We start from the raw sequence: 14,581 nt of genomic DNA, 5'->3' as shown, positions 1-14,581 counted from the left end.
GCGTGGCCCTAGGGCGTCAAGATTTTTGCCAACCCGCTTGGTACACTCTGCAAAAGTCGTAGAGATCGCTGTGCATGTTCAATCTGATCCAGTCAATAAAAGAATCACAGTATAAAAAACGCATCAGACAGTTAGGCGGCAAGATCGCGGGTGGCTCAAAGACCTTCAATAAAGTTGCCGAAGCGGATATTGAAGCCTTCGTCCAACTGGGCCACATACACATCGAGTCCACACGTGTGAGCATTGGTGCCCACACCTACATCCGAAGCCATTCAAGGCTTTCGCTGGTGTCTTCGATAGGCCGGTTCTGCTCGATAGGGTCCGGTTGCGTGATTGGGCAGGAGAAGAACACTCACCCGTCCAACTGGGTCAGTTCGCACCCCTTCCAATATGAAAACAACCACCTGACCTATCGGCCTGACCAGTCCTTTGCGACCATTGGCCATGATGTGTGGATGGGGGAGGGGGCGACCATCCTGGAAGGCGTGAAGGTCGGCACAGGCGCTATTGTGGGCACCCGGGCACTGGTGACCCGTGATGTACCGCCCTACGCCATTGTCGGCGGAAACCCGGCAAAGATCATACGTTATCGCCACCCCGAAGACGTGATCAGCCGGCTGCTGGACAGCCGCTGGTGGGAGCTGGACATGGCCACGCTCAAGGCACTTCCCCTTGATAGCCCGCTGGCGTTTCTCGCCTCGATTGAAAAGCTCAACGCCACGCAGCCCGCCCGTTATACAACGCTGAGAGTGAATCGGCGCAGCGTGACCGAGGTTGGTATCGCCAGTTCAGGGCCTGGCAAGCTGTCGCAGGCAGCAGGTGCCAAATAGCCCGCACGGTGCAGGTAGGCACAACTCACTCAGCCAGGAACGCTCGACTTGATCGGTTAATTGGCAGAGGATCCACACTCCACCACAGCGCGTGCTCAGGAATGATGCTATGGAATGCCTACCGACCCTGTATACAAAACGCCTTGTCCTCACCCCGCTGCAGTTGGAGGATGCCCCCGAGATACAGGAATTGTTCCCGCAATGGGAGGTTGTCCGCTATCTCGACCGTCGTGTGCCCTGGCCGTATCCGGACGATGGGGCGCTGGTGTATGTGCGCGATATTGCCTTGCCTGCCATGGCGGCGGGCCGCGAATGGCACTGGATGATTCGCACCATCGACAACCCCCAACGCAGCATCGGAAGTATCAGCCTGTACGAGCAAGCCGGGAACAACAGAGGCTTCTGGCTCGCGCCCCAGTGGTGGGGCAAGGGTTACATGCGTGAGGCATGCGAGGTCATCAACACCTACTGGTTTCAGACCCTGGCGCGCCCGCTCATGCAGGTGCCCAAAGCCGTCGATAACGATGCTTCGCGCAAAGTATCGGAGCGCGAGGGGATGCGCAGGGTAGGCGTGCGAGACGGGCATTTTGTCTGTGGGCCTATGCAGCTCGAGATCTGGGAGCTGACACGCAGCGAATGGCTCGGCACCGTGTAAAACCTGGCTGCAGGCCCCTGCATAGGGCGATGCGGGCCAATGCGCCGCGCCGCTGACCACTCGACCAACAGCGCGCTTCCCCCCGCACCCCCACTCACGGATAATCCCCCCAAATCCCAATAAACACCCCGTGAGCAGCTATGAGCCATCCCGAAGCCCCCCTCGGCCAGCCCGAGATCGAAGGGACACGCAAGTCGCGCAAGAACAACCCCGAGAAAACCCGCGAGGACATCCTCCAGGTCGCCATCAACGAGTTCGTCCAGCAAGGCCTGGCCGGCGCGCGGGTGGATGCCATTGCCGAGCGAACGGCCACCTCCAAGCGCATGATCTACTACTACTTCGGCAGCAAGGAGCAGTTGTACGTCGAATGCTTGATCAAGCTCTACGGCGACATCCGCAAGACCGAGCAGAGCCTGGACCTGGAGTCGTTGCCGCCCGAGCAGGCCATTCGCCGGCTGGCCGAGTTCACGTTCGACCACCACGACCACAATGTCGATTTCGTGCGCATGGTCTGCACCGAGAACATCCATTACGGCGAGTACGTCAAGAAAACCCCGGCCATCCGCGAGATGAGCAGCCTGGTGCTCCAGGCCTTGAACCGGACCTTGCAGCGTGGCGTGGAAGCGGGTGTGTTCCGCGCAGGCATCGAGGTCCTCGACCTGCACATGCTGATGAGCTCGTTCTGCTTCTATCGGGTGTCGAACCGTCACACCTTCGGCGACATCTTCCAGATCGACCTGGCCGACGAGCAGGTCAAGCTGCGCCACAAGGCCATGATCTGCGACGCAGTGATGCGCTACATCCAGGCTTGAGCGCCGCTCATTCGCCCAGCCGTTGCTCGCGTGACGGCGGGTAGCCAAAGTACGCCGCGTAGCACTTGCTGAAGTGCGACACCGAGACAAAACCGCAGGCCACTGCCACTTCCATCACCGACAGGTCGGAATACTGCAGCAGGCGGCGGCTCTTGGTGATGCGCAGCTCCATGTAGTAGCGCCGTGGCGAGGTGCCCAGCTGGGCCTGGAACAGCCGGTCGATCTGCCGGCGGGAGCGGCCGCTGTAGGCGGCGAGCTGATCGAGGCTGAGGGTTTCCTCGAGGTTGTTTTCCATCAGTTCGACGATGGTGCGCAGGTGCAGGCTCATGGACTTCTTCGCCCCGGGGCCGACCTGGCGATAACGGGCGCCGGAAAATGACAGTATTTCCTCCACGCCTTCAGCCAGGCCATCGCCGTATAGCCGACGAACCAGCCCGAGCATCAGTTCCATGGCGCCATTGGGGCTGGCGGCGCTGAGGCGGTCGCGGTCGAGGGTGAAGCTGGCCGGAGTGATGCGCGTCTGCGGGCTGCGCTCGGACAGGCTGGCGCGCTGCTCGGGATGGATGCTGCAGCCGTAGTCATCGAGCACGCCGGCGCGGCCGAGGAACCAGCTGCCATTCCACAGCCCGCCCAACGCCATGCCCTGGGCCGCGCATTCGTCCAGCAGGCGGTCGAGTTCCGGGTATTTGAGTGGCGTGCGCAGGCCGCCGCAGATAATCAGCAGGTCGAGCTGTTTCAATGCGTCGACGGCCAGTTCCGTGGCCACCAGTTCCAGCCCCAGGTCGCTCAGTACCCGGTCGCCGTCCAACGACAGCGGGGTAAAACGGAAGCTGTCGGCGCGCAGCAGGTTGGCCGTTACCAGCACGTCCATGGCCACGGTAAAACTGGCCATGGAAAAGTGCTCGAGCAGAACGAAATCGACGCGGTAGGGCGCCTGCGGGTCACCGGCGGCGGACTTGAGCCGCAGCATGTTGCTGGTGCTGGTCTTCTTGCTGAACTGGCGTGGGGTGGGCACTCTGGACTCCGCTTCCTGGCTGGCCGGGTGAGTGTGGCCGCTGGCTGCGGTAAAGACAATCGCCCGGGTGGGCATGGGGTATTCGACGTCGTATGCAGGCAACTGGGCCTTGGAGCGGGTTGCAAATCCGAATGAACCCTCGGCGCTGTTTGCGACCCAACTCAGTACATGCCAACGGGAGAGTGCTCATGGAAATCGGAACGATCTGGATCATTGTCGCGGCTGTGGTCATCCTGCTGGAAATCTTCGCCCTCTGGCACATCATCGGCAGTGACCGGCGCGCCGAGCGCAAGATGCTGTGGGTCGTCTTCGTCGTCTATGCACCGGTTCCAGGGTTGCTTGTCTGGGCCTGGCGCGGGCCGCGTGCCGTGAAAGGCCGGTCGGTCCTGCAAGAGAAATGAGCCTGGTTTTGCTTAACCTCCAGCCCTTGACCTCGACCTAACTCAAGGTCCCAGACTCGGGCGCTCACCCTAACTTGGAGCGCCCCATGACCCACCCTTTCGAACTGTCCAACCCACATGGCCTGTACGACCCCAGTGCCAATGCCTATTCCCATGTTGCCCAGGTGCAGGCCGGCAGCCGCTTGTTGTTCATTGCCGGCCAGGGCGGGGAAGATGCGACAGGCCGGTTATCGCCGGTGTTTGCCGAACAGGCGCGCCAGGCATTGGCCAATGTCGAGACGGCCTTGGCCTCCAGGGGCGCCAGGCTCGACCAGGTGTGCAAGCTTACCTTGCTGATCGTCGATCACAGTGAAGAACGCCTGCGCCAGTGGGTGGCTGAGGCGGATCGGGCCTGGGGTGGGCATATGAAGCCGACCTGCACGCTGATACCGGTACCGCGGCTGGCGCTGGACGGGATGCTGGTCGAGATCGAGGCTGTTGCGGCAATTGGATGACCCCTAATAGGGGAGGGTGGCAATACTGAGGTGTCGCGGAGTTGCCCATGAAAGGGTCGTGACGAGCAACCCAGACGGCTTAGAATCACTCATTTACCCGAGCCTACCCATGCTACCCATCGAATTGCTGCCAACCACCGCTGACCAGGCCGAACTGATCCGCAACCTCTACCAGTTCTACGCCTACGAGTCTTCCGACTGGGAGCAGGAGGACGTCGAGGTGGACGGCCGCTTCTACATCCACGAGGAGCACTTGCAGCGCTACTGGCAATCCGTAGGCTGGAGCGCCAACCTCGTGCTGGTGGACGGGTTCATCGCCGGTTTCGTGCTGGTCGAGCGCAGCGAGCTGCCGGGTATGGACGCCAGTGAGCTGGCCGACCTGTTCATCCTCAAACGCTATCGCCGCCAGGGCATCGGGCGCGCCGTGGCCCACCAGCTGTTGCACGGGCCGGGGGACTGGCTGCTGCGCTGCTATGCCCTGGATCCTACAGCCGTCGCCTTCTGCAAGGCGGTTGTGGCGGATCTACTGCGGCCAGTCCAGCAAATCGTGGTGGCCGATGATCCCGACCTGCTCACCTACCGAGTCACCTCTGCGCTGCATTGAGCAAAATTTTGTGAACCACTTCACAAAATCCGCTCACGCGGCATAATGCCAGCACCTATCAATCAAGACCCGCCCGCTCTGGGTTGGGGTTCCTTTCGTGCGCGTCGCAGGTTCAGGTAAATTCCATGTCGTTAGTCGCAAGCCCCGACATCATGTACCGGCTGTTGATCCAGAGCGTGGTGGACTATGCCATCTACCTGCTCACTCCCGACGGTATTGTCGCCAACTGGAACCCCGGCGCCCAGCGGGCCAAGGGTTACCTTGCCGAGGAAATCGTCGGCAAGCACTACTCGCTGTTCTATAGCGAGGATGAACGCGCCGCCGGGCTGCCCGAGCAGAACCTGGAGCAGGCACGCAGCACCGGCCGCTTCGAGGAGATCGGCGCGCGCCTGCGCAAGGACGGTACGGCCTTTCAAGCCCACGTGGTGATCGATGCGGTGCACGATGACAGCGGCCGGCTGGTGGGTTTCGCCAAGGTAACCCGGGACATTTCCGAACGGCGCAAGCAGGAGCTGGAGTTGCTACAGGCCAAGGAGCTGGCCGAGCAGTACAGCCAGGAGATGAGCAACCTCTCGCAGTTCCTCGATTCGGTCATCGCCAACATTCCCGCCAGTGTCATTGTTCAGGACTTGCAAAGCCGGCGTATCCTGCTGGCCAATCAGCAGGCCGAACGCCTGTTCGGCGGGCGCGGCAGTAGCATGATTGGCCAACTGCCCGGCGAATGCCTAGCACCGGCCGCCGCCAATTACCTGGAACAGCAGCTCAGCCGTGGGGCTCGCAATGCCAAAGGTTATGCGGCCGAAACCCGGGTCGACACCGCGTGTGGACCACGCACACTGCGCAGCCGCGCGCTGCTCAGCCAGAACCGCGAGGGCCAGGCCGACTATGTGCTGTTCGTGGCCGAAGACGCCACCGAAGAGCTGGCTGCCCACGCGCAGATCCACCATATGGCCCACCACGACGCGCTTACCGGGCTGCCCAACCGTACGCTGTTCAACGAGCGCCTCAAGCAAGCGCTGGTCCGTGGTCACGAGAGTGACAGGCTGACCGCTGCCCTGTGCCTGGACCTGGACAACTTCAAGAACATCAACGACTCCCTTGGCCACGCCTTCGGTGACAAGCTGCTACGCGCGCTGGGCAAGCGCCTGCGCCGCGAACTGCGCGAGCACGATACCCTGGCTCGGTTGGGTGGGGACGAGTTCGCCGTGGTGCTGACCGGCCTGGAAAGCCGCGACGCCGCCTGTAACACCGCGCAACGGCTGATCGACGCGATCTGCCCACCGTTCCAGATCGAGGGCCACCAGTTTTCTGTTGGCGTGAGCATCGGTATCGCGCTGGCGCCGGACGACAACGAACAGGCCGAGCAACTGCTCGGCTATGCCGACATGGCCCTGTACGAGGCCAAGCGCAATGGTCGCAACCGGTACGAGTGCTTCCACGTCGAGCTGGATGTTGCCGCGCGCCAGCGTCGGCTGGTGGAAACCGACTTGCGAACCGCGTTGCACCTGGGCCAACTGCACCTGCACTACCAGCCGGTGGTGGACCAGCAGACCAGCAGCGTAACCGGCTACGAAGCGCTGTTGCGTTGGGAGCACCCGACCCGCGGCATGGTCATGCCCATGGACTTCATCCCCATCGCCGAGGAAACCGGGCTGATCCACGAACTCGGCATCCGCGCGCTGAACCTGGCGTGCCAGGAGGCGGCCAGCTGGGACAGTGAGCAGACGGTGTCGGTGAACCTGTCGCCGGTGCAGTTCAAAAATGCCAACCTGGTCCATACCGTTTCCCTTGCCCTGGCCGATTCGGGCCTGGCGCCACAGCGCCTGGAGCTGGAAATCACCGAGTCGGTGCTGCTGGGCAACAGCGAAGAAAATGTGCGGACCTTGCGAGCGCTGAAAGACCTGGGGGTATCGATTTCGCTGGATGACTTTGGCACCGGCTATTCGTCGCTGGGCTACCTGCGCTCGTTCCCGTTCGACCGGATCAAGATCGACAAGTCGTTCGTGCATGACATGTGTGACAGCCGTGAGGCGATGTCGATCATCCGCGCGATCACCGAGCTGTCCAACAGCCTGATGATCAAGACCACAGCCGAGGGTGTGGAGTCCGAGGAGCAGATGCAGCGGCTGGCCGCGGAGGGGTGCTCGCACTTCCAGGGTTATCTGTATGGGCGACCGGTGCCTGCGGGGGAGCGGTTGAAGCAAGTGAGCATGCCCTTGTAGGCGCAGCCTTGTGTTACGAAAGGGCCGCAGGGCGGCCCTGTGCTCAGCTGTTCCAGGCTGGCGCAAAGTCCGGGTTCACCACCCGTTGATCCTTTGGCAACCCGGCAATGCGCGCCCGGTCTTGATCGTCAAGCCGGACCTCGAGCGCCGCCAGGTTGCTCAGCTGGTTCTCCCGGCTGCTGGCCTTGGGGATCACCGCCACGCCATCCTGATCCAGCAGCCATTTCAACGCCACCTGGCTCGGTAGCACGCCGTGCTTGTGCGCGATGTCCTGAATCACCGGTTGTTGCGCCGCGCGCCCGCGCGCCAGCGGGGTGTAGGCCGTCAGCAGCACATCGTGCTGGCGGGCATAGTCGAGCAGCGGTTGCTGGCCGAGCAGCACGTGGTATTCGACCTGAATCGCCGACAGCGGCGCGCCCAGTGCCTCGATCACCTGACGCAGCAGGCCGAGCGGGAAGTTGGCCACACCGATGTGTCGAGCCTTGCCTTCCTCGCGCAAGGCGGTCAGGGTTTCGATGCTGCGAGCCAGGTCCCAGTCTTTACCTGGCCAGTGGATGTGGAACAGGTCGACCTGTTCGGTACCCAGGGCGCGCAAGCTGTTCTCCAGGGACTGGCGCATGGCAGCGGGGTCCAGGCGGTCCCACCAGACCTTGGTGGTCAGGTGAATCTGTTCGCGTGGCACGCTGCTGTCGCGCAGTGCCTGGCCGACGGCGGTTTCGTTGTCGTAGGCGCTAGCAGTGTCGATGTGCCGGTAGCCCAGGTCCAGTGCCTGATGGACTGCGCGGGTGCACTCGGCACCGATCATCGGCCAGGTGCCCAGGCCGATGCGGGGCAGGTCGAGGCCGTTGCGGGTGGTGAGCCTATGCATGAAAACTCCTTGTTCAGGTATGGGTCCGTAGCCGATGGTGCGCTTTTCGCCACCCCCTAACCATGCGCGCACCACAGAAAGTGGTCGATCAGCGAACGGAAAGCACAGGCCTTTGAACCAACTCGTTAATTGAGCTTCCTCAAGCAGGCGTCTCTCTTCTAGAATCCTTGCTGTTCTGCCCGCCTTCACCTGGCGCAGCATGCCGCCGCGCCGCCGTCGAGTACGCCATGAGTTCCAGCACACCGCTGTCCGGAGTCAACCAACCGCTGCGCGGTATCGTCCTGGTGGTGGTGGCAACGTTCCTGTTCGCCAGCCACGACGCGTTGTCCAAGTTTCTGGGCGGGCTCTACCCGATCATCATGGTGGTGTGGGCACGTTACCTGGTGCATACCTTACTGATGGCCGGGATCTTTCTGCCCAGGGCCGGCCTCAACGTGCTGCGCACCCGGCGCCCATTGCTGCAGACCCTGCGCGCATTGAGCCTGCTCAGTACCAGCTTGCTGTTCACCACCGGTTTGCAATACCTGCCACTGGCCGAGGCGACAGCGGTCAACTTCCTTGCGCCGGTGCTGGTCACCGCGTTGTCGGCGCCGCTGCTCAAGGAGCGGGTAACGGTCGGCCAGTGGGTGGCGGTGGTGCTGGGCTTCGTCGGGGTGCTGGTGGTGGTGCACCCTGGCGGCGAAATGTTCACACCGGCCATCCTGTACCCGTTCGGTTCGGCGCTGGGTTTCTGCTTTTATCAATTGCTCACACGCATGCTTGCGGCCCATGACAGCCCCACAACCAGCAACTTCTACGCCGGCCTGTGCAACACCTTGGTGATGAGTGCGCTGGTGCCGTTCTTCTGGCAAGTCCCGCGCTGGGACCATGCGTTGCTGATGCTGGCCCTGGGCGGTTTTGGCATGAGCGCGCACCTGCTGCTGACCCAGGCCTTCCGCCATGCGGCCCCGGCGTTGCTGGCGCCGTTCAGTTACTGCCAGATCGTGTTTGCCGGCTTGTTGGGCCTGCTGATCTACCGCCAAGTACCGGACAGCGCGAGCCTGTTGGGGATTGCCATCATTTGCCTGAGCGGTCTGGGGGCCGCCTGGATGCAGCGCAGAACGTGAGGCCACCGGTGAACGGGTCGGCACCCAAGCCCCCTGACAGAGCCAACCTATTACCCTCCAATAGCCACTCTATTAGAAGTCTGCCCAAGCTCGACTAGTCTTGACCGTGGCCCCGCGAATTGCGCGTGTGGGCGGCGCCTGAGCACCTGTGTGCAAGGCCGCGTCGCCCGCCCATTGCAGCGTCGCAAGCCCGTGTCGGTACGTGACCGACACGACCTGATGAAGGGGTAGGCATGAGCCCATGTGCTCGGCTGAAAGAACACCTGGCATAGACCGGAAATCTGGATAACCGACCCAAAGGTAACAGCAGATGTCGAACGAATCGAAATGCCCGTTCCATCAAACCGCAGGTGGCGGCACCACCAACCGTGACTGGTGGCCTGACCAGCTCAACCTCAGAATTCTTCATCAACACACCGCGAAGTCTGACCCTATGGACTCGGACTTCGACTACGCCAAGGCGTTCAAAAGCCTCGACTTCCAGGCCCTCAAGCAAGACCTGACCGCCCTGATGACCGACTCCCAGGACTGGTGGCCGGCCGACTTCGGCCACTATGGCCCGCTGTTCATCCGCATGGCCTGGCACAGTGCCGGTACCTACCGCATCGGTGACGGCCGCGGTGGCGCGGGTTCTGGCCAGCAGCGCTTTGCCCCGCTCAACAGCTGGCCTGACAACGTCAGCCTGGACAAGGCACGGCGCTTGCTGTGGCCAATCAAGCAGAAGTACGGCAACAAGATTTCCTGGGCCGACCTGATCGTGCTCACTGGCAACGTCGCGCTGGAATCCATGGGCTTCAAGACCTTCGGCTTCTCCGGTGGCCGCGCGGACGTGTGGGAGCCGGACGAGGACGTGTACTGGGGCTCGGAAAAGGTCTGGCTCGGTGGCGACACCCGCTACGGCAAAGAGCAGCTCAAGGCCCAACCACCTGGCCAGGGTGACCTGGTGGCCGAGCCTGCCAAGCATCCTGAGGAACAAAGCCGCGACCTGTCGGGCGAACGCAACCTGGAAAACCCGCTGGCCGCGGTGCAGATGGGGCTCATCTACGTCAACCCGGAAGGCCCGGAAGGCGAGCCAGACCCGGTTAAATCGGCCAAGGATATCCGCGACACCTTCGGCCGCATGGCCATGAACGACGAAGAAACCGTGGCGTTGATCGCCGGCGGCCATGCCTTCGGCAAGACCCACGGTGCCGGCCCGGCCGACAACGTCGGCGCCGAACCGGAAGCCGCGCCACTGGAGCTGCAAGGCCTTGGCTGGCCCAACAAGTTCGGCACCGGCAAGGGGGCCGACACCATCACCAGCGGCCTGGAGGTAACCTGGACGTCCACCCCGACCCGCTGGAGCAACGAATACCTCAACAACCTGTTCAACTTCGACTGGGAACTGACCAAAAGCCCGGCAGGTGCCCACCAGTGGCGGCCGAAAGAGGGCAAAGGGGCAGGCACCGTGCCGGACGCTCATGACCCGAGCAAAAAACATGCTCCGTCGATGCTGACCTCTGACCTGGCCCTGCGGTTCGACCCGATTTACGAGCCGATCGCCCGCCGCTTCAAGGACAATCCCGACCAGTTGGCGGACGCTTTTGCCCGCGCCTGGTACAAGCTGATCCACCGCGACATGGGGCCGCTGGCCCGTTACCTCGGCCCAGAGCTGCCCAACGAAGAATTGCTGTGGCAGGACCCCCTGCCCAAGGTGGATCACGCGTTGGTGGGCGACCAGGACATTGCTGAGCTGAAAGCCAAGATACTCGCCTCGGGCTTGAGCGTGGGTGAACTGGTTTCCGCCGCCTGGGCGGCAGCCTCGACCTTCCGCGGCTCGGACAAGCGCGGGGGTGCCAATGGTGCGCGCCTGCGTCTGGCGCCGCAGAAGGACTGGCCTGCAAACCAGGGCGTGGACAAGGTGCTGGCGGCGCTGGAGAAGATCCAGGGCGAGTTCAACAACGGCGGCAAGAAGGTGTCACTGGCCGACCTGATCGTGCTGGCCGGTACTGCCGCGGTGGAAAAGGCCGCCAAAGAGGCCGGATACACCGGCAGCGTGGCGTTCCATCCGGGCCGCGTCGATGCCTCGCAGGCGCAGACCGATGTCGAGTCGTTCGCGGTGCTGGAGCCATTGGCTGACGGTTTGCGCAACTTCACCAAGGCACGGTACAGCGTCAAGGCTGAGAAGCTACTGCTGGACAAAGCCCAATTGCTGACCCTTACCGCGCCGGAGTTGACCGTACTGGTCGGTGGCCTGCGCGTACTGGGTGCCAACCACGGTGGCAGCAAGCACGGGGTGTTCACCGACCAGCCTGGAAAGCTGAGCAATGACTTCTTCCGCAACCTGCTGGACATGGGCGTGGAGTGGAAACCGACCTCGGGTGACAACGAAACCTTCGAAGGACGTGATCGCAAGACCGGGCAGGTAAAATGGACGGCCAGCCGTGTTGATTTGGTGTTCGGCTCCCATGCCCAACTGCGGGCGTTGAGCGAGGTGTATGGCAGCAGCGATGGCAAGGACAAGTTCGTCAAGGACTTCGTTGCGGCCTGGGTGAAAGTCATGGAGCTGGACAGGTTTGATCTGAAATAGGGGCGTAACTAACGGGGGCGCTTTGCACCCCAGTCGCGGCACAAAGGCCGCTTCCACAGGCTGAATGTGACACAGCCTTGTGGGAGCGGCCTTTGTGCTGCGATTGGGCTGCAAAGCAGCGCCTGGGGCCATCCCGCCACTTCCAGGTTGGATATGGAAATGACGATACCGGGGAAGTGCTCTTGCAGCGCCTGAATGTCCTGAGGCGTAATGCGTCGGGGGCAGTGAGAAAAACGGGCCTCGCATGTTTCTTGTTGTTATGGGTCGTTGCCCGGCTGATCTTACATCCGGGCATGGCGGCCAGGAATGGACCCGATTGCAGACAGAAGGTGAACGTACGTGAACCCCGAATCCATGCTGGCGGCATTGCCAGGTTTCGCCATCGCGCCTGAAGCGATCCAGCTATTGCCCGATGCTGCGGCTTATCGCACCTGCCTGCTCGAGCGGATCGCGTCGGCGACGCGGCGCATCGTCATCGTTGCGTTGTACCTGCAGGAGGATGAGGCCGGGCAGGAGGTCCTCGATGCCCTGTACCAGGCCAAGGCGGCGCGGCCGGGGCTGGAAATCGTCGTCGTGGTCGACTGGTTCCGGGCCCGGCGTGGCCTGCTGGGGGCTGGGCGGCAACCGGGCAACGCCGCCTGGTATCAGGCGCAGCGCCAACTGCGCGGGCTGGATGTGGTCATTCATGGTGTGCCGGTGCAGACCCGCGAATTGTTCGGTGTGCTGCACCTCAAAGGCAGCGTGATCGATGATTGCGTGCTGTATACCGGTGCCAGCCTCAACAATGTCTACCTGCACCGCTTCGACCGTTACCGCCTGGACCGTTATCACCTGTTCCAATCGCCCGCGCTGGCCGATGCCATGGTCGACCTGGTCCGGCGCCTGCTGCACTCCACTGCCACGCCGCGCCTCGACCTGCCGGAGCCACCCGCCACCCGCAGCCTGCGCGGCGATATCCGCCGCCTACGTGCACGGCTGCGGCGCATGGCGTATGACGCGCCGGCGGCGGTACCAGGGCAGGGCCTGCGGGTCGTCCCGCTGCTGGGCGTGGGGCGTGGCAACCCGCTCAACCGTGCGCTTTGCGCGCTACTGGCGGCAGCCCGTGGGCAGATAATCATCAGCACTCCTTACTTCAACCCTCCACGGGTGGTGTTGCGTGAGCTCGACCAAGCCCTGGCGCGCGGTGTGCAGGTGGAGTTGATCGTTGGCGACCGCACCGCCAACGACTTCTACATCGCCCCCGGTGAACCGTTCAGCGCCAGTGGCGCGCTGCCTTACCTCTACGAGGACAACCTGCGGGCTTTCGCCCAGCGTCGCCACGCCGCCCTAGCCAGCGGGCAGTTGGTGGTGCGGATCTGGAACGACCCTGGGCATACCTTTCATGCCAAAGGCGTGTGGGTCGACCAACGCTACTCACTGCTGACCGGTAACAACCTCAACCCACGCGGGTTCAATCTGGACCTGGAGAACGGGTTGCTGATCGACGATCCGCAGGGGCAGTGGCGGGTGCCCCGGGACAGGGAGCTGGAGAGCATACGCCGGCACGCGCCGAAGATCGCGGCGGCGCAAGCGCTGGGCCTGAAGGCCGAGCACCCTGCGCAAGTGCGCAAACTATTGCGTCGCTTGCGTTACAGCCGGTTGGCGCCGCTGATCAAGCGGGTGCTTTGAGGCAGGTGCTACCGGTTACATTCATTTGGGTGCTCATGGGTGACCGGCCCCTCTGAAAAGTCATACCAAAGGAATACAATCTGGCGCTTCCCATATTAACCAGATAGGCCAATTCATTCATGGCGCTTGATCCACCCACGATGCTGACCATCACCATCGCCCTGGCGGCCGCCGCTGCACTGTACCTGGCGATCGAGTGGCGCAGCGTCCGCGACGCATCACTGCTGTTCTGGAGCGCGGGATTTGCCACCATCACCGTCGGTTCGACCCTGGCGCTGCTGCGGGGCATCGGCCTGTTGCTGATCGGTATCTGGTTTGCCAACGGCTTGCTGGTGGTGGCGCACGCGCTGTTCCTGATGGGCGTTGTGCGCTTTACCCAGGCCCGTCTGTCGCGCGCCTGGCTGTTACTTGTGGTTGTGTGGTGTGCCTTGCTGTTCCTGCCTGTCGGGCCGCAGTGGTCGAAGGTCATGCTGATGGCCAATTCGCTGCTGGTGGCGCTGCTCACGCTCAAGGCCTGCTGGTTGCTGCGCCCCCATGGCCGGTCGCTGAGCGTGGGGGCTGTGCAGTTGCGGTATGTCTTGCTCATTCATGGGGTGTTCTACATAGCCAAGGCTGCCATCGCGATAACCCCCGGCACGCTGATAGACCTGGCGACGTTCAGTGGCCTGATCATCCAGATATCCCTGGTCGAAGGGGCCATGGCGATCATGCTGATTGCCCTGTCGATGACCGGCACCGTGCGCTACCGCCGTGAAGAACGGATTGCCCGGCTGGCCGCGCGCGATCCGTTGACTGCCCTGTACAACCGCCGCGCCCTGGAAGTGCGGGCCACGCACCTGTTCAAGGAGGTTAGCCCGGCGCGGCCAGGGGCGTTGCTGCTGATCGACATCGATAACTTCAAGCTGGTCAATGACCTGCATGGCCACGCCGCCGGTGACCGTTTGCTGGTGGCGCTCAGCGAAATGATCCGTGCGGTGTTGCCGGAACGTGCGCTGGCAGCGCGGTTGGGGGGCGATGAGTTCGTCATCCTGTTCGGCGATGCCAGCAGCGAACGGGTGGTGGAACTGGGCGGTGTGTTACGGGGCCAGTTTCAACAGTTTGCCGAACAGGCCATGCCGACACCGCAGGCGGTGACCTTGAGCATCGGCGCCAACCTGTTCGACCAACCACCGGCCAGCTTGGCGGCGTTGATCGAGCAGGGGGATGTGGCGTTGTATCAGTCCAAGCGCGGCGGACGCGACAGCATTCGCCTGGTTGATCGCACAGCGTTCAGCCCTGTCAGGTAGCGGACGATCAGGCCCCATCACCGGCAAGCCGGCGGTTGGGCCGCAAGACGG

General features: G+C 62.9%; 13 protein-coding genes. 11 read left to right on the top strand and 2 right to left on the bottom strand.

Annotation, left to right across the window (positions count from 1 at the left end; all coding sequences use genetic code 11):
* Nucleotides 1-74 precede the first annotated feature (74 nt).
* From APH34_RS20810 to APH34_RS20800, 3 genes are all read left to right on the top strand, one after another.
* Nucleotides 75-830, top strand: coding sequence for a CatB-related O-acetyltransferase (locus tag APH34_RS20810; RefSeq protein WP_054902772.1), 756 nt, complete (start codon nt 75-77; stop codon nt 828-830).
* A gap of 109 nt (nt 831-939) precedes the next feature.
* The gene (locus tag APH34_RS20805; protein WP_054902771.1) at nt 940-1,485 is read left to right on the top strand and encodes a GNAT family N-acetyltransferase; all 546 of its coding nucleotides are present in this window, start codon (nt 940-942) and stop codon (nt 1,483-1,485) included.
* A gap of 140 nt (nt 1,486-1,625) precedes the next feature.
* Nucleotides 1,626-2,297, top strand: a complete 672-nt coding sequence (locus APH34_RS20800) for a TetR/AcrR family transcriptional regulator (protein ID WP_054902770.1) — start codon at nt 1,626-1,628, stop codon at nt 2,295-2,297.
* 7 nt (nt 2,298-2,304) lie between these two features.
* Here the strand turns inward: APH34_RS20800 and APH34_RS20795 are convergent, their stop codons facing one another.
* A complete protein-coding gene (locus APH34_RS20795; protein ID WP_054902769.1) occupies nt 2,305-3,312 on the bottom strand; it encodes a GlxA family transcriptional regulator in 1,008 nt (335 codons plus the stop codon).
* 188 nt (nt 3,313-3,500) lie between these two features.
* Here APH34_RS20795 and APH34_RS20790 point away from each other — a divergent pair, with 188 nt between their 5' ends.
* The 4 genes from APH34_RS20790 (at nt 3,501) to APH34_RS20775 (ending at nt 7,033) form a co-directional block, all read left to right on the top strand.
* On the top strand, nt 3,501-3,713 hold the full coding sequence (locus APH34_RS20790; RefSeq protein ID WP_054902768.1) for a PLDc N-terminal domain-containing protein: 213 nt from the start codon (nt 3,501-3,503) through the stop codon (nt 3,711-3,713).
* A gap of 86 nt (nt 3,714-3,799) precedes the next feature.
* Nucleotides 3,800-4,207, top strand: coding sequence for a RidA family protein (locus tag APH34_RS20785; RefSeq protein ID WP_054902767.1), 408 nt, complete (start codon nt 3,800-3,802; stop codon nt 4,205-4,207).
* Nucleotides 4,208-4,316: 109 nt separating this feature from the next.
* Entirely contained in the window at nt 4,317-4,811 is a 495-nt protein-coding gene (locus APH34_RS20780) for a GNAT family N-acetyltransferase (RefSeq protein ID WP_054902766.1), read from the top strand.
* A 125-nt stretch (nt 4,812-4,936) separates the two neighbouring features.
* The gene (locus tag APH34_RS20775; protein ID WP_054902765.1) at nt 4,937-7,033 is read left to right on the top strand and encodes an EAL domain-containing protein; all 2,097 of its coding nucleotides are present in this window, start codon (nt 4,937-4,939) and stop codon (nt 7,031-7,033) included.
* A gap of 43 nt (nt 7,034-7,076) precedes the next feature.
* On the opposite strand, the gene APH34_RS20770 is transcribed toward APH34_RS20775, so the two are convergent.
* Nucleotides 7,077-7,901 carry an aldo/keto reductase gene (locus tag APH34_RS20770; RefSeq protein ID WP_054902764.1) on the bottom strand — a complete coding sequence of 275 codons (825 nt, stop codon included), beginning with the start codon at nt 7,899-7,901 and terminating at the stop codon, nt 7,077-7,079.
* 227 nt (nt 7,902-8,128) lie between these two features.
* Between APH34_RS20770 and APH34_RS20765 the strand changes: the two genes are divergently transcribed.
* The 4 genes from APH34_RS20765 to APH34_RS20750 all read left to right on the top strand — a co-directional run bounded on the left by APH34_RS20765 (nt 8,129) and on the right by APH34_RS20750 (nt 14,530).
* Nucleotides 8,129-9,007, top strand: a complete 879-nt coding sequence (locus APH34_RS20765; RefSeq protein WP_054902763.1) for a DMT family transporter — start codon at nt 8,129-8,131, stop codon at nt 9,005-9,007.
* A gap of 310 nt (nt 9,008-9,317) precedes the next feature.
* A complete protein-coding gene (gene katG, locus APH34_RS20760; RefSeq protein WP_054902762.1) occupies nt 9,318-11,576 on the top strand; it encodes a catalase/peroxidase HPI in 2,259 nt (752 codons plus the stop codon).
* A gap of 354 nt (nt 11,577-11,930) precedes the next feature.
* Nucleotides 11,931-13,244, top strand: a complete 1,314-nt coding sequence (gene pssA / locus APH34_RS20755; protein WP_054902796.1) for a CDP-diacylglycerol--serine O-phosphatidyltransferase — start codon at nt 11,931-11,933, stop codon at nt 13,242-13,244.
* 119 nt (nt 13,245-13,363) lie between these two features.
* The gene (locus APH34_RS20750) at nt 13,364-14,530 is read left to right on the top strand and encodes a GGDEF domain-containing protein (protein WP_054902761.1); all 1,167 of its coding nucleotides are present in this window, start codon (nt 13,364-13,366) and stop codon (nt 14,528-14,530) included.
* Nucleotides 14,531-14,581: the final 51 nt, after the last annotated feature.

Source organism: Pseudomonas sp. NBRC 111131 (genome assembly GCF_001320525.1).
Taxonomy (GTDB): Bacteria; Pseudomonadota; Gammaproteobacteria; order Pseudomonadales; family Pseudomonadaceae; genus Aquipseudomonas; species Aquipseudomonas ceruminis.
This window is presented reverse-complemented; position numbering and strand designations above follow the sequence as displayed.